This window comes from Pseudomonas sp. HUK17, from assembly GCF_001566765.1.
The window spans coordinates 116,194-129,989 of the sequence record NZ_LSMW01000008.1; the positions used below are offsets into that span (position 1 = coordinate 116,194).

The 13,796-nt window shown below is 61.1% G+C and carries 15 protein-coding genes; 3 read left to right on the plus strand and 12 right to left on the minus strand.

What is annotated here, in order from left to right:
• Positions 1 to 13 precede the first annotated feature (13 nt).
• From AX284_RS05045 to AX284_RS05055, 3 genes are read right to left on the minus strand one after another with little or no spacing between them, the layout of a single operon-like run.
• Positions 14 to 808 (minus strand): ABC transporter permease, encoded by a 795-nt coding sequence (locus tag AX284_RS05045; protein ID WP_027598975.1) that lies wholly within the window; start codon positions 806 to 808, stop codon positions 14 to 16.
• 4 nt (positions 809 to 812) lie between these two features.
• Positions 813 to 1,679: an ABC transporter permease gene (locus tag AX284_RS05050; protein WP_017641960.1), complete on the minus strand. Its 867-nt coding sequence runs from the start codon at positions 1,677 to 1,679 to the stop codon at positions 813 to 815.
• On the minus strand, positions 1,676 to 2,695 hold the full coding sequence (locus tag AX284_RS05055; RefSeq protein ID WP_064309066.1) for an ABC transporter ATP-binding protein: 1,020 nt from the start codon (positions 2,693 to 2,695) through the stop codon (positions 1,676 to 1,678). Before AX284_RS05055 ends, AX284_RS05050 begins: the two co-directional genes overlap by 4 nt.
• A gap of 239 nt (positions 2,696 to 2,934) precedes the next feature.
• On the opposite strand from AX284_RS05055, the gene AX284_RS05060 reads away from it, so the two are divergent.
• Positions 2,935 to 3,765, plus strand: a complete 831-nt coding sequence (locus AX284_RS05060; RefSeq protein WP_064309065.1) for an IclR family transcriptional regulator — start codon at positions 2,935 to 2,937, stop codon at positions 3,763 to 3,765.
• A 179-nt stretch (positions 3,766 to 3,944) separates the two neighbouring features.
• Here the strand turns inward: AX284_RS05060 and AX284_RS05065 are convergent, their stop codons facing one another.
• Positions 3,945 to 4,412 (minus strand): RNA methyltransferase, encoded by a 468-nt coding sequence (locus AX284_RS05065; RefSeq protein WP_007160503.1) that lies wholly within the window; start codon positions 4,410 to 4,412, stop codon positions 3,945 to 3,947.
• Positions 4,413 to 4,509: 97 nt separating this feature from the next.
• On the opposite strand from AX284_RS05065, the gene AX284_RS05070 reads away from it, so the two are divergent.
• Positions 4,510 to 5,253: a class I SAM-dependent DNA methyltransferase gene (locus AX284_RS05070; RefSeq protein WP_064309064.1), complete on the plus strand. Its 744-nt coding sequence runs from the start codon at positions 4,510 to 4,512 to the stop codon at positions 5,251 to 5,253.
• A 139-nt stretch (positions 5,254 to 5,392) separates the two neighbouring features.
• Here AX284_RS05070 and AX284_RS05075 read toward each other — a convergent pair whose 3' ends face one another.
• Positions 5,393 to 6,151, minus strand: coding sequence for an SDR family NAD(P)-dependent oxidoreductase (locus AX284_RS05075; RefSeq protein WP_064309063.1), 759 nt, complete (start codon positions 6,149 to 6,151; stop codon positions 5,393 to 5,395).
• A gap of 152 nt (positions 6,152 to 6,303) precedes the next feature.
• On the opposite strand from AX284_RS05075, the gene AX284_RS05080 reads away from it, so the two are divergent.
• Positions 6,304 to 7,179: a LysR family transcriptional regulator gene (locus AX284_RS05080; RefSeq protein WP_064309062.1), complete on the plus strand. Its 876-nt coding sequence runs from the start codon at positions 6,304 to 6,306 to the stop codon at positions 7,177 to 7,179.
• A gap of 343 nt (positions 7,180 to 7,522) precedes the next feature.
• On the opposite strand, the gene AX284_RS05085 is transcribed toward AX284_RS05080, so the two are convergent.
• The 7 genes from AX284_RS05085 to AX284_RS05105 form a co-directional block, all read right to left on the minus strand.
• Positions 7,523 to 8,005 carry a GNAT family N-acetyltransferase gene (locus AX284_RS05085; RefSeq protein ID WP_064309061.1) on the minus strand — a complete coding sequence of 161 codons (483 nt, stop codon included), beginning with the start codon at positions 8,003 to 8,005 and terminating at the stop codon, positions 7,523 to 7,525.
• 48 nt (positions 8,006 to 8,053) lie between these two features.
• The gene (locus tag AX284_RS05090) at positions 8,054 to 9,187 is read right to left on the minus strand and encodes a GGDEF domain-containing protein (RefSeq protein ID WP_064309060.1); all 1,134 of its coding nucleotides are present in this window, start codon (positions 9,185 to 9,187) and stop codon (positions 8,054 to 8,056) included.
• A 192-nt stretch (positions 9,188 to 9,379) separates the two neighbouring features.
• Positions 9,380 to 9,676: a hypothetical protein gene (locus AX284_RS05095; protein WP_064309059.1), complete on the minus strand. Its 297-nt coding sequence runs from the start codon at positions 9,674 to 9,676 to the stop codon at positions 9,380 to 9,382.
• Positions 9,676 to 10,290 carry a hypothetical protein gene (locus AX284_RS05100; RefSeq protein WP_064309058.1) on the minus strand — a complete coding sequence of 205 codons (615 nt, stop codon included), beginning with the start codon at positions 10,288 to 10,290 and terminating at the stop codon, positions 9,676 to 9,678. Before AX284_RS05100 ends, AX284_RS05095 begins: the two co-directional genes overlap by 1 nt.
• 113 nt (positions 10,291 to 10,403) lie before the next feature.
• Positions 10,404 to 11,057, minus strand: coding sequence for a DUF4276 family protein (locus AX284_RS11700; protein WP_082731511.1), 654 nt, complete (start codon positions 11,055 to 11,057; stop codon positions 10,404 to 10,406).
• A 2-nt stretch (positions 11,058 to 11,059) separates the two neighbouring features.
• Positions 11,060 to 12,442, minus strand: coding sequence for an AAA family ATPase (locus AX284_RS11705; RefSeq protein WP_082731512.1), 1,383 nt, complete (start codon positions 12,440 to 12,442; stop codon positions 11,060 to 11,062).
• A gap of 59 nt (positions 12,443 to 12,501) precedes the next feature.
• Positions 12,502 to 13,752 carry a ribonucleotide-diphosphate reductase subunit beta gene (locus AX284_RS05105; RefSeq protein WP_017641969.1) on the minus strand — a complete coding sequence of 417 codons (1,251 nt, stop codon included), beginning with the start codon at positions 13,750 to 13,752 and terminating at the stop codon, positions 12,502 to 12,504.
• Between the last annotated feature and the right edge of the window lie 44 nt (positions 13,753 to 13,796).

Genomic DNA, 13,796 nt, shown 5'->3' on the forward strand with positions numbered 1-13,796 from the left:
GGGTCTCGGCTGTTCATTGTTTGCCCACCAGCACGCGATCCAGGCCGTAGATGCGGTCGAGCAGGATCATGGTGGCCGCGGTCAGGGCGATCACCAGCGCCGACACCGCCGCCATCATGGGGTCGATGGATTCGGTGGCGTAGACGTACATCCGTACCGGCAGGGTCTGGGTCGCCGGCGAGGTGACGAAGATCGACAGGGTCACCTCGTCGAAGCTGTTGATGAAGGCCAGCAGCCAGCCGCCGGCCACCCCGGGCAGGATCATCGGCAGGGTGATGCGGCAGAACAGCGTGGTGCGACTGGCGCCCAGGCTCTCGGCGGCCTGCTCGGCGCTGCGGTCGATGCCGATGGCGGCGGCGATCACCAGGCGCAGCACATAGGGGGTGATCACCACCACGTGGGCCAGCACCAGCCAGCTGAAACTGCCATTCACCCCCAGCAGTGCGAACAGCCGCAGCATGGCCACGCCCAGCACCAGGTGCGGGATGATGATCGGCGAGAGGAACAGGCCGTTGAGAAAGCCCTGGCCAGGAAATCGATAGCGGGTGATGGCCAGCCCCGCCGGCACCGCGATCAGCGTCGCCAGGGTGGCCGACAGCGCCGCCAGCTGCAGGCTGTTGTAGAAGGCGGTGAGGAAGTCCGCCCGCTCGAACACGGCGGCGAACCAGCGCAGCGAGAAGCCGGCGGTGGGCAGGCTGAGGGTGTTCTCCGGGGTGAAGGCCACCAGGCAGACCACCACCAGCGGCGCCAGCATGAAGACCATCACCAGGGTATGGAAGGCGAGCCCGAGCGGGCCGTTGCGGGTCATGCGGTCAGACTCCCAGGGCACGTTTGTAGCGGCGTTCCACCAGGCGATTCCAGCCCAGCATCACCAGCAGGTTGAGCAGCAGCAGGGCCACCGCCAGGGTGGCGCCCATCGGCCAGTTCAGCTCGGCCAGGTACTGGTCGTAGATCAGGGTGGCGACCATCTTCAGCCGGCGTCCGCCCAGCAGGCCGGGGATGGCGAAGGAGCTGGCGGCCAGGCCGAAGACGATCAGCGTTCCCGACAGCACCCCGGGCATCACCTGAGGCAGCACGATGCGCCGCAGCACCGTCAAGTGACTGGCGCCCAGCGACAGCGCGGCCTGTTCGGCGGCGGGATCGAGTTTCTGCAGCGAGGTCCACACCGGGATGATCATGAACGGCAGCATCACGTGGACCAGGCCGACGATCACCGCGAAGGGGGTGTAGAGCAGCTTCAGCGGCCGCCCGCCCAGGGCCACGATGGCCTGGTTGACCAGTCCATCGGCGCCCAGCAGCAGACTCCAGCCAAAGGCGCGCACCACCACCGAGATCAACAGCGGCGTCAGCACCAGGATCAGGAAGATCGAGCGCCAGGGCGCGCCCATGCGACTGAGGACGATGGCCTCCGGTACCCCGATCAACACGCAGAGCAGTGTGACCAGGGCGCTGATCCAGAAGGTGCGCAGGAAGATCTCGTAGAAGTAGGGATCGCCCAGCAGGCTCAAGTAGTGGGCCAGGGTGTAGCTGCCTTCCTTGATCCCGGTCTCGTAGTCGAAGACGTTGAAGGATAGCGCCAGGGTCAGCGCCAGGGGCGCCAGCAGCAGTCCGGCGAACAGCATCAGGGCCGGGGCGCTGAGCAGATAGGCGCGACCGGTGCCGCGCAGCAGGGTGCTCATGCGGCGGCCTCCGCGGCTTCCAGTCGGCGCAGCAGACCGTCGTCCCAGTGCAGCCCGACGCGCTGGCCCTCGTCCAGCGGCGGCAGCCCATCGTTGCTGCGCAGCACCGACACCTCGCCCAGCGCCGTCTCCAGCCGATACAGCCACTGGCTGCCGAGGAAGAAACGGGTCAGCACCCGCCCTTGCAGACGTCCCTCACCGGCGGGGCGCAACTCGATCTTTTCCGGCCGCAGCGAGATCGCCAGGGCGCCGCCGGCGGCGATCTGCGGCCGACCCTGGGCATCCAGGCTGCCGGGCAGCAAGTTGGCCTTGCCGACGAAATCGGAGATGAATCTGTTGCGCGGATGTTCGTAGAGGCGATAGGGCGCATCCACCTGGGTGATGCACCCGGCCTCCATCACCACCACCCGGTCGCTGATGGACAGCGCCTCGGACTGGTCGTGGGTCACCATCAGGGTGGTGATGCCCACCTCGCGCTGGATGCGGCGGATCTCGAACTGCATTTCCTCGCGCAGATGGGCGTCCAGGTTGGACAGCGGCTCGTCCAGCAGCAACACCGGGGGTGCTATCACCAGCGCTCGGGCCAGGGCCACCCGCTGGCGCTGACCGCCGGAGAGTTCGCGTGGATAACGCTCGGCGTGTTGACCCAGGTGCACCAGCCCCAGGGCCTCCTCGACGCGCCGCGTGAGCTCGTTACCCGCCACCTTGCGCATGCGCAGGCCGAAGGCGACGTTGTCGCGCACCGTCATGTGGGGAAACAGCGCATAGCTCTGGAAGACCACCCCGAGGCCGCGACTGGCCGGCTTGGCGTGGGTGATGTCCTGGCCGTCGAGCAGGATGCGCCCGCTGCTGACGTCGACGAAGCCGGCGATCATTTGCAAGGTGGTGGTCTTGCCGCAGCCGGAGGGGCCGAGCAGGGAGACGAATTCGCCGCGCTCGATGGCCAGGGTCGAACCGGCCACCGCGTAGCTGTCGCCGTAGCGCTTGCTGAGGTTGTCGAGAGTCAGGAAAGCCATGGCCGCAATGCTCCTCCGGTCGCGCCCACGGGGAAGGTGGGCAAGGTGTGGGCAGGGCGAAAGACAGCCTGGATCTGGGACGTTGGCGCTCGCTCGACTGGCGGCGTCCGGTGATTGTGAGTATCGCCCTATGGACCTGAAGGTAAGGGCGACCTAGGATGCCGGACAAGCAAGTTTTTCACTGAATGAACTCTTTTTTCAGATTTATTCACTCAGTGAAATATTTCGGAGCGCTGCAGATGGAAGATTCCAGTGAAAGAAAGGCGGCGGCAGGCGAGGTAGGCGTTGGCGCCATCAGCCGGGTGTTCGCCGTAGTGCGCGCTCTCGGTGAGGGCGATCCCGAAGGCGAGAAGGTCACCCGTCTGGCCGAGCGCGTAGGCCTGTCGCAACCCACCACCCACCGGTTGCTGCGCGGCCTGGTGGAGGAGGGCATGGTCGAGCAGTGCGCCCGCAGCAAGAGATACCGGCTGAGCCTGGATTTCTTCGCCCTGGCGGCTCGCGCTGGCCAGGTCGGCAACCTGCGCGACCTGGCGCGGCCGAGTCTGCTGCGGCTGTCGGCGTCGCTGGGCGATTCGCTGTTCCTGCTGGCGCGCAGCGGCTTCGACGCCATGTGCCTGGATCGCAGCGAAGGGCCCTATCCGATCCGTACCTTCACCGGCGACATCGGCGGTCGCGTGCCTCTGGGCGGCGGCCAGGGCGGACTGGCCATCCTAGCCTTCCTGCCCGAGGAAGAACGCGACGAGGTGATCCGCTACAACCTGCCGCGGCTGCGCGATGCCCATCATTACGACGAGGTGCTGCTGCGCGCCGAGATCGACAATGTCCGCCAGCAGGGCTACGCCGCGCGCAACACCGGGGTACTGGCCGGCATGGCGGGCCTCGCCGTCCCCATCCTCGACCGCAACGGCCGGGCGGTGGCGGCGCTGAGCGTGGGCACCCTGAGCGAACGCCTCAACCCCCAGCGCCTGCCCACGGTCATCGAACTGCTGCGGCGCGAAGCCGGAGTGATCGCCGCGCGCATCAACCCCTTCGATCCGGTATTGCGCCGGCCGACCCAGGGGTTTGGCTGAAAGGGGTTAGAGCCTGTTCAAAGTCTCGCGAGCTAGAGACAAACAAGGCCTAGGCGGCCCCGCGAAAATAGCTGAGGAAGCGGACCGGGCTCGCGCGCGAGTTTACGAATGGTAAATGAGCATTCCGAAGCCATTTTCAACGCAGTTTGGCCGACGCGCAGCAGGCTTTGAATAGGCTCTTAGAAGAGCGGACCGGAGCGGGTGTTATTCCCCTTCGCCAGCCGGTCATAGAGCACCACATTGACCGTGGCTGCCAGGTTCATGCAGCCCTGGGTGGGGATGTACACCACGTCCTCGCACCAGTCGCGCAGCTCCTGGCTCAGCGAACCATCCTCGGCGCCGAACAGGTAGAGCGCGCGATCGGGATGGGTGTACTCGGGCAACGGTCGGGCGCCGTCCACCAACTCCACCGCCACCGGCACGCAACCCAGCGGCAGGATGCGGCGCAGGTCGTCGATGTTGATCAGCGGGATATCCTGGTGGACCTTCTTGGTGTCGGTAACGAAGTCCTTGGCGCGGTCGTAGCGGGTGCCGGTATAGAACACCGAGGCCACCCCGTAGCAACCCGCCGCCCTCATGATGGACCCGACGTTGGACGGCGACTTGGGGTTGCTCAGGCCGATGCAGGCGTATCTCTTGTTGCTCACGTCAGGGGACTCTCGGGAAAACCGCCAGTATAAGGCGTCGAAGGTTGCAGAAACCGACTAAGATGCGCGCCCGCGTCTCCAGCCCCGAGCCCCTGCGATGTCCGCCACCGCCCTCTACACCGACCTGTCGGCCTACTACGACCTGCTCTGCGCTGACATCGACTACCGGGCCCAGAGCCAGGCGGTGCTGCGCCTGCAGCGACTGTTCGGCAACGGCGGCAGCCGTCACCTGGATCTCGCCTGCGGCACCGGTCCCCATGTGCGGCATTTTCTCGATGCCGGCTTCCAGAGCAGCGGGCTGGACCTCAATCCGCCGATGCTGGTCCAGGCTGCGCTGCGTTGCCCGGAGGCGGACTTCTCCTGCCAGGACATGTGCGCCTTCGAGCTGGAGCAGCCGGTCGATCTGATCACATGCTTTCTCTACTCCCTGCACTACAGCGGCAGCCTTGCACGGCTCCAGGCTTGCCTGATGCAGGTCCGGGCGGCCCTGACCCCGGGCGGCCTGTTCTGCTTCAACGCCGTCGACAAGCGCCGTATCGACAATGCCTCCAGCGTCGGCCACAGCGTCGAACGGGCCGAGGGCCACTTCAGCTTCGCCTCCGCCTGGCACTACCCGGGTGAGGGCGAACACCAGCAACTCCGCCTGCGCATCGAACGCCGCCACGCCGGCCAGCAGCAGACCTGGCAGGACGAGCACCCCATGGTGGCGGTGGACTTCCCCGAACTGCTGGCCCTGCTGGAGCCACAGTTCGAGGTGCAGATGCTGGAGCACGACTACCAGCGCATCGAACCCTGGGCCGGTGAGGCGGGCAATGCGCTGTTCGTCTGCGTCAGGCGCTAGAGTCTGTTTAAAGTCTCGTGAGCTAGAGCCAAACAAGGCGAAAATGCCTGAGGAAGCGGAGTTTACGAGTGGTAAATGAGCATTCCGAAGGCCTTTTCAACGAAGTTTGGCCGACGCGCAGCAGACTTTGTACAGAGTCTTAGTGGGCATGGGCATGCATCCCGCCATCCACCGCGATGACATCACCGGTGAGGTAGCGCGCCAGCGGTGAGACGAGAAAGGCCACCACCTGGCCTACGTCCTCCGGCTCGCCGAAGTAGCCGATGGGAATGTGCCGGGCGATAAAGGCCTGGCGCGCCTCGGGCGTCGGATGCAGCCGCTGCAGGATCTGCTCGGAATTGATCCGCCCCGGGGCGATGGTGTTGACGGTGATGCCCTCGGCCGCCAGCTGACTCGCCAGCCCCTTGGACCAGAACTGGATCGCCGCCTTGGCCGTCCCGGCGCCGTTCACGTCCCGTGGCTCCATGCTGCCGCTGAAATTGACGATGCGTCCCCAACGCCTTTCGCGCATTCCATCCAGCAGCGCCTGGGTCAGGCGGCGCGTGGCGGTGAAGTTGAGATTCCAGGCTTCGTCCCAGGCCGCATCGTCCGCCGTCACCGAAAGCGGTCTTGTGCCGCCGGCGTTGTTGACCAGGATGTCCACCTGGCCCAGTCCTTCCTCCGCTTCCCGCGCCAGACGCTGGACGTCTTCGGCATCGGTGATATCCGCGACGATCACTAGTGGCTTTGAATGACCCGCGGCGGCGATCTCTTCGGCCAGTTCTTCCAGAGCATCCCGCCGCCGCGCGGTGATCGCCAGCCGAACGCCTTCGGCCGCTAGGACGCGGGCGATGCCCGTGCCTATGCCCATGCTGGCACCAGTAACCAAGGCAGTACGGTCGTGCAGTTGCAGATCCATGATCGATTCTCCAGGGGTGAGGATTTTCGTAAGTTGGGCTGAGCGCAGCGAAGCCCAACACTTCGCGACCTCACCCACACCACTAGCTTTACCCATCACCCAAATGAGATAAACGCCACCTAGATGTAAGGATTCCTTAACAGGAGTGTTGAATGGATCTGCTCGACAGCATGCAGGTGTTCGTTGCCGTGGTGGAGCGCGGCAGCCTGGCCGCGGCGGCCCAGGCCCAGGGCATCTCCCCCACCATGGCCGGCAATCACCTGCGCGGTTTGGAGAAGCGCCTGGGCCTGCAATTGCTGGTACGCACCACCCGGCGCCAGCGCCTGACCGCCTTTGGGGAGGGCTATTACGCCCGCTGCCGCGAGATCCTCGCCCTGGTCGCCGACACCGACCGCCAGGCCGAAACCCAGCGCCTGGCGCCCGCCGGCATCCTGCGCGTCTCGGCGCCGGTGTCCTTCGGCACCTACGGCCTCACGCCACGGCTGGGCGACTATCTGGCGCAGCATCCCCAGGTCACCCTCGATCTGGTGCTGAGCGACCGGGTCCAGGATCTGGTGGAGGAGGGCATCGACATCGCCATCCGCATCGGCGAATTGGCCGACTCCTCCCTGGTGGCGCGACCCCTGGCGCCCTATGTGATGTGGTGCTGTGCGGCGCCCGGCTATCTCGCCCAGCGCGGCACCCCCGAGCATCTAGCCGATCTGGAAGCCCACGACTGCCTCGGCATGGACCCTCGCGCCCTGAGCCAGTGGCGCGCCCAGACCGGCACCAACTTCGGCCCGCTGCCACCCGGCCGCCTGCACCTCAACAACGGCCCCGCCCTGCGCCTGGCCGCCCTGCAGGGCCTCGGCATCATCCTGCAGCCGGCTTTCCTGCTGCAGGACGACGTCGCCGCCGGCAATCTGATCCGCCTCTTCCAGGGCCAGGAACTCACCCGCCCCTTGACCGCGCTCTATCCCCAGACAAGATGGCGCTCGGTGACGGTTAGGAGCTTCGTGGAATTCCTGTTAGCGGAGTTCACCCCGTAGCGTGGAAAACGGCGCAGGCCTGTCCACGCCCGTCGGCCACTACCTATTCGTGGTTTACCTACCGCCCCCATGGAAGCGGACTGAAACAAGCGACGTAGGTTGGGCTGAGACAGCTCCACCGTCGAAGCCCAACAATCCAGAGCCAGCGTTGGGCTTCGCTACGCTCAACCCAACCTACCTCGCGGGCCATCGCGCGGACCACCGAGGCCTTGCCCACTAAATCCCCATAGAGGCAGGTCGGGATATGGGACGTAGGTTGGGTTGAGACAGGTCCATCGTCGAAGCCCAACAAGCTGGGACCAACGTTGGGCTTCGCTGCGCTCAACCCAACCTACCTCGTGAGCTATCGCGGCCAATCGATGCCTTGGCCACTATCGCCCAGCCGCTTCTCCATGAACACACTCAACGGATCCTCCCGATACGCCCCAAAAGGACCACGCCGCTGGTAACCCGCTGACTCATAAAGCCTCAAGGCCTCCGGCTGATAGGGCCCCGTTTCCAGTCGTGCCAACTCACACCCGCGGCCTGCCGCTTCACGCTCCAGCTCCGCCAGCAGGCGACCGCCCAGCCCTTGCCCGCGAGCCTTGGGGCTCACATACATCCGCTTGATCTCGCCATAGCCCTCATGCAGCACCATGGCGCCACAGCCCAGCGCGTGACCGCCGTCATCGCGGGCGACCAGGAACAGCACGTTCGGCTGCATGAGCGATGCGAGATCCAGCGCATGGCGGCTTTCAGGTGGATAGAGGCCGTCCTGATAGGCATCCAGTTCGGCGATCAGGGCGATCATCTCGGGTTGGTCGGGGGATTCGAGGGCGATGGGCATGGTGGCTCCGGTCAGGCAGTCGCCCAAGCCTAAGCCATCAGCGCGCCTTCATCCCAGACTCATCCGCAAGCCATCCCGCCCGCCACGCTTGGCGGCGTAGAGGGCACCGTCCCCGCGCTCCAGCAAGGCCGCCAGGTTTTCCGGCGGCTGATCGAACAGCACCGCGCCGATGCTCAGGGTGACGGGCTCGGGCGTCCGCAGGCGCTGTGCCGCCAGCTGGTTGAAGTGCTGGCGCAGTGTGTCTGCCAAACGCACGACATCCGCATCGGCCGCCTCACCCAGCAGCACCACGAATTCATCGCCCCCCAGCCGGGCGGCCAGCGCCTGGCGGGGCAGGGAGGTGCGCAATAGGTCGCTCAGGGCGATCAGCAGGCCGTCACCCGCGGCGTGGCCATGGAGGTCGTTCACCAGCTTGAAGTTGTCCAGATCGATCAGCAGCAGGGCGCCGGGTCGAGCCGGGGTCGCCTGGCTGAACAGTCGTGGCGCCTCGGCTTCCAGGGCGCGGCGATTATGCAGACCGGTCAGGGGATCGCTGCCGGCCAGGCGCTCGATATGCTGCTCGCGGCGATAACGCACCGTGCCGGTCATCGACAGGGCGATCAGCATCACCGCCATCACCCCTTCCACCAGCGAGATCTGGATGATGACGCCGCGATAGACCGCCAGATCGATCAGGGCGCCGGGGGTGAGCGGTGGGATCATCTTGATCAGGTAGAAGAGTCCATGGATCAGCAGCACCGCGCGCAGCTGCCGCTCCCCGGCATTGCGCCGCCGCAGCAGCAGGCTCGCCCGTATCGCCAGGATGCCGATCATGAGCGACTGCACCACCAGCAGCACCTTGGACCACCATGGCTCATTGGGCAGCAGCAACATTCCTAGCCAGATCGCAGCGAAGGCCCACCAACCGAGACTCAGGCGGCGCCCGGTGAAGCGCGCCACGCCGAGCAGAAAGAGCCCATGCACGAAGATCAGCAGCCCATTGGCGAACCAGATGCCCACCAGCAGCAGCCCCTGGCTGCGCAACAGCGCCAGGGTGCTACCCACGCAAATGAGCGCGAAACCCGTGCTCCAGTACAGCAGCGCCGACTCGCGCACCGACCGCCACTCGATAGCCAGATAGCCCGCCGCGGCAGCCGCCAGGGCGATGGTGAGGATCAACATGGTGGGGGCATCGAGTGCCATGGGCGAATCGGACCTGTCTGGATACGAAAAGGGCACTCCCTGCCTTGGGGCGAGCGCCCGCCAAAGCGGAGCCGCACCGCAGTCTTATCGACACGGCAGGCGCGGGCTTGAGGCAGAGGATTGCGCGCCATGATGACGGGCAGATAACCGTAATTCAAACCTGACCTTTGGCTGGCCTAGGTGGCACGCCAGTTACTGGGGTTTCACCAGCGCCCGAATCGCCGTGGCCGGCAACCGCGCTGTGCTGCCATCCGCCAGGCGCAGTACGAACGCCTCGCCCAGCGACCAAACCACCTGCATGTCCTTGAGCACGCATTGGTCATCGGTGGGCAGCACCCCGGACTGGTTCTTGGCGCAATAGGAGGTATCGAGCACGATGGCCTTGGCCTGGTAATTCCCCAGGCCCAGCGTCTTGACCATGGTCTCGGGCAGGGTGGTAAGGGCGCCACTGTAGCCGGCCAGGATGAAGGCGAAGATTGAGGAAAACATCAACGCCGCCTGCCAACCCGCGATGAACACCATGGATGTAGCGGTCGCGACGAAGGCAATGGCGAAGGGCGCGGCACCGAGCGTTGCCCACTTCGCGAGAGGTGACCAGCCTTCCACCAGGGGATAGGCCTGCACCAGCATCCAGAGGATGAAGTAGCCCACCACCATAGTGGGAAGATATGCCTCCAGACGAACTTCAGAAAACTGAAACGGCGTAGCTCGAACAGCCACTGCACGATGCTGCCCGTCAGCAGAGTGATAGGTATGGGCGCCAGCAGCGAAACGCTGAGGAACAACTCAGGATCGACGAAAAGAATGGCGGCATCGCTGAACCCCGCCAACAGATAGGGCACGAAGAACACCAGCGCCATCAGCAGCAGGATCTTGCGAAAGCGCCCCTCGCCGCGATAGGGCAGGGCGTAGGTGATATCTTCCTTGATCGCCGCCGTATTGATGAAGCGGTAATAGACCCAGGCACCTGGCAGAAAGAGTGCGGCGACGAAGGCGCCAATGGTCAGGAAGCCCAGGCAGGCAGCGGCCAACAGCAGCGAAGAGAACTGGAAGAGATCGAAGCTGGGATAGAAGTGGTTACGGGTGAAATAGACGAGGAACATCCCGAGGCCTGGTGCACGCAGTAGCGAGTCGAATAGCAGGAATATTTTGCGTTAATAGAATTTTCTAAGGTGCCACTTATGATTTGGGTGATTACATCTGTCGTAATTGCTTTTTAAAAGTTTCCATTTCTATTTAATTTTGTCGAGGAAAGCTGGTGGATCTTTTCTCTAAATGTTCTGTATGAGGGTAGGTCGTTGATGTTCCCATTTGTGTCTAGTTCATAAGTTAGCCGCGCTCGCATTTCAGGAAATCTTTTTTTGAATTTTTGTAATCTGGCGCCTTGCGTCTCGCTTATTATACATAAGATTTCTAATAATAGATCTTTGGTATTTCTAACGCTTTCCAGTCTATTTGGAGGTGGTAAATTTGGGATCGGAGCTCTAAATTTTTTGTTGCCCGCAATTGTTTTTATTGTTTCAATATCTGCTAATAGCCAAGTTTCAAGCATTGTCACAGGGATGACGGGTATTATGTTTTCTATAGGTAAAAGATCAGTTATGGCATCCTCTATTTCTTGAATGCGTGCATCGATAGTGCCCCCGTCAGCATCTCTGTGAATAAATATTACATCAAATTCTGGAAAGTTTTTTATCAGACATTTTAATTTACTGCTTATGTCCCTTCCTACGGGAGGGTTAAATAGACTTAGATCCGGAGCTTCGCCACTTACTTCGTCGAATCCTTCTTCGATGAAGATGGTCTCAATATGATTTACAAGGCGAAGATCAGATGTTCCTTCACCGATTAGCAGGAATTTTATTTTCATGCTTAATCACAAAAGTCCAGTGATATTTGAGTTGATGGGGGGAGGGTTAGGTAGGAAATTATAGAGCCTTTATTTATAATTTCACTACCAGCTTTGCATTGCCAGCTTCCTGGAAGACTCTTACACCTTATCGTCGATGCAGGCTTTCCATCTGGTCCCTTAACTTTAACGACATCAGCGTAAATCAAGTCGTCAGGTGTTTCAAGCTTTACCAATACTGGTGAGTGAGTGGCAATAAGAATCTGTCTCATTGGGTTTTCTTCACTTATGCTTTCGCTAGCGTCGATAGAAAGCTCCTTCAAAAGTTCTAGCATTGCAGCCATTTTTTCTGGATGTATGCCATTTTCAGGTTCTTCAAAACAAAGAAGTCCCTTAAATTCTGGATCCTCAGACATTATGCAGAGTGCTAGGAAGCGAAGTGTTCCATCTGATAAGGCTCTAGCAGGAAGGAAAGCGCCTGATCTCTCTTTTACTTCTACCGTTAGTAATTGTCTTGTTTGGTCAATATCTACTCTTATGTCCGATGTTGGAATTATTTTTGAAAGCCTGCTAGATATCCTCGATAGAATATTTTCGTCTTTCCTATAGAGTTTATGAAGTGTTGCGGCTAATTTGCCGCCATCGCTCCCTACATTTGCGTCTTCATGCATTTTGTTAGAACGCCGCATGGCGCTAGGCTCTAAAGATAAAAAGCGCCAAGATTGCATTTCTCTACGAGCTGCCAATACGGTCGGCCATACAGCACTATTTGTATTTGCTATGACTGTTTTGGGGATATGACGAGCAGGTATTTTTTGTGGCTGACCACTACTTCCGCCGTCTTGATGAAGGTGTATCTCAATTATTCCATCTTTCAAAATTTGCGTAGATATGAAGCCCGCGCCTTTTCTCTTGTTTATTATGGCTTTGTCTCGAAATAAACCGGCGCTCAATGGGAAGTTTAAGCGGCTTGTTGCATCACCTTTATTAATGTGCGTTAAGGTCTCTCGTGCAAGGTATAGTCCAAGCGCTCCAGAGCTTTCTTCTTCTAGATCTCTTGCAATCTCAACCTCGTATCTCAAAAAGGTAGATTTGGCCTTGGCCTTACGCCCAAAGTCGTCCACAACTTCAATGGGGACTATCATTTCTACTGCTAGATTTAGCCTTTCTGCTCTGTAAGAGCCGTTTGTCCAGAAAATATCAAGCGGATCTGTGGATTCAGAATCTCTGACTGCAAGTGCGGCTTCTATAATGGATTGGTTACTTAGTAGTGACAAAAACCTTATTGCATCAAAGATATTGGACTTTCCTACTCCATTTAAGCCGGCGATGCAATTGAAAGGGCCGAATGAGACAGAAAAATTAAGTAGGTTTTTAAATCCGTTTGCTTCAAGCTTAGTAAGCATTTTAGGGTCCCATAAAAAAGCTCCGCAATAGCGGAGCTTTTCATTTGTTTGGCTTGAGGTCAATCCCAGCTCAACGCCCCACCCGTCTGATACTCGATCACACGCGTCTCGAAGAAATTCTTCTCCTTCTTGAGGTCCATGATCTCGCTCATCCAGGGGAAGGGGTTGGTGGCGCCCGGGTATTCTTCCTTGAGGCCGATCTGGGTCAGGCGGCGGTTGGCGATGAACTTGAGGTAGTCCTCCATCATCGCCGCGTTCATGCCCAGCACGCCGCGGGGCATGGTGTCGCGGGCGTATTCGATCTCCAGCTGGGTGCCCTGGAGGATCATCTGGGTGGCTTCGTCCTTCATCTGGGCATCCCAGAGGCTCGGGTTCTCGATCTTGATCTGGTTGATCATGTCGATGCCGAAGTTCAGGTGCATGGACTCGTCACGCAGGATGTACTGGAACTGCTCGGCGGTGCCGGTCATCTTGTTGCGGCGACCCATGGAGAGGATCTGGGTAAAGCCGCAATAGAAGAAGATGCCTTCCAGCACGCAGTAGTAGGCGATCAGGTTCTTGAGGAACTGGCGATCGGTCTCCGGGGTGCCGGTCTTGAACTCGGGATCGGAGATGGAGCGGGTGTACTTCAGGCCCCAGCTGGCCTTCTTCGCGACGCTCGGGATCTCGTGGTACATGTTGAAGATCTCGCCTTCATCCATGCCCAGCGATTCGATGCAGTACTGGTAGGCGTGGGTGTGGATCGCCTCTTCGAAGGCCTGACGCAGGATGTACTGGCGGCATTCGGGGTTGGTGATCAGGCGGTAAACGGCCAAGACCAGGTTGTTGGCGACCAGGGAGTCGGCGGTGGAGAAGAAGCCGAGGTTGCGCTTGACGATGCGGCGCTCGTCCTCGGTGAGGCCGTCCGCGCTCTTCCAGGTCGCGATGTCGGCGTTCATGTTCACTTCCTGGGGCATCCAGTGGTTGGCGCAACCATCCAGATACTTCTGCCAGGCCCAGTCGTACTTGAAGGGCACGAGCTGGTTGAGGTCGGCGCGGGCGTTGATCATCTGCTTGTCGCCGACGTGCACGCGGGCGGAGGAACCTTCCAGGTCGTCCAGGCCTTCCTGGATGTCCAGCTCGTTCAGCGCGGCCTTGGCGCGGGCCACGGCGTCGGAGTCGTCGGCGGACAGGGCGCGGGCGTCATGGACCAGGGCGTCGCCCTCGGAGTCCAGGCGCTCGGTCTGGGCGGGCGCCTGCTGGCCAGCGGCCTGCGCGGGCTTGGCGGGGGTGGCGTCGTCGTCTTTGTCGAATTCTTCCCAGTTCAGCATGGGGTGTCTCCTGGGTGGCTGTGCGGTGGGGGCGGGGCGGCGGG

Excerpts from the sequence above, each read along its gene's own strand:
- AX284_RS05045 (WP_027598975.1), bottom strand. The coding sequence starts at position 808 with ATGACCCGCAACGGCCCGCTCGGGCTCGCCTTCCATACCCTGGTGATG.
- AX284_RS05050 (WP_017641960.1), bottom strand. The coding sequence starts at position 1,679 with ATGAGCACCCTGCTGCGCGGCACCGGTCGCGCCTATCTGCTCAGCGCC.
- AX284_RS05055 (WP_064309066.1), bottom strand. The coding sequence starts at position 2,695 with ATGGCTTTCCTGACTCTCGACAACCTCAGCAAGCGCTACGGCGACAGC.
- AX284_RS05060 (WP_064309065.1), top strand. The coding sequence starts at position 2,935 with ATGGAAGATTCCAGTGAAAGAAAGGCGGCGGCAGGCGAGGTAGGCGTT.
- AX284_RS05070 (WP_064309064.1), top strand. The coding sequence starts at position 4,510 with ATGTCCGCCACCGCCCTCTACACCGACCTGTCGGCCTACTACGACCTG.
- AX284_RS05075 (WP_064309063.1), bottom strand. The coding sequence starts at position 6,151 with ATGGATCTGCAACTGCACGACCGTACTGCCTTGGTTACTGGTGCCAGC.
- AX284_RS05080 (WP_064309062.1), top strand. The coding sequence starts at position 6,304 with ATGGATCTGCTCGACAGCATGCAGGTGTTCGTTGCCGTGGTGGAGCGC.
- AX284_RS05085 (WP_064309061.1), bottom strand. The coding sequence starts at position 8,005 with ATGCCCATCGCCCTCGAATCCCCCGACCAACCCGAGATGATCGCCCTG.
- AX284_RS05090 (WP_064309060.1), bottom strand. The coding sequence starts at position 9,187 with ATGGCACTCGATGCCCCCACCATGTTGATCCTCACCATCGCCCTGGCG.
- AX284_RS05095 (WP_064309059.1), bottom strand. The coding sequence starts at position 9,676 with ATGTTTTCCTCAATCTTCGCCTTCATCCTGGCCGGCTACAGTGGCGCC.
- AX284_RS05100 (WP_064309058.1), bottom strand. The coding sequence starts at position 10,290 with ATGTTCCTCGTCTATTTCACCCGTAACCACTTCTATCCCAGCTTCGAT.
- AX284_RS11700 (WP_082731511.1), bottom strand. The coding sequence starts at position 11,057 with ATGAAAATAAAATTCCTGCTAATCGGTGAAGGAACATCTGATCTTCGC.
- AX284_RS11705 (WP_082731512.1), bottom strand. The coding sequence starts at position 12,442 with ATGCTTACTAAGCTTGAAGCAAACGGATTTAAAAACCTACTTAATTTT.
- AX284_RS05105 (WP_017641969.1), bottom strand. The coding sequence starts at position 13,752 with ATGCTGAACTGGGAAGAATTCGACAAAGACGACGACGCCACCCCCGCC.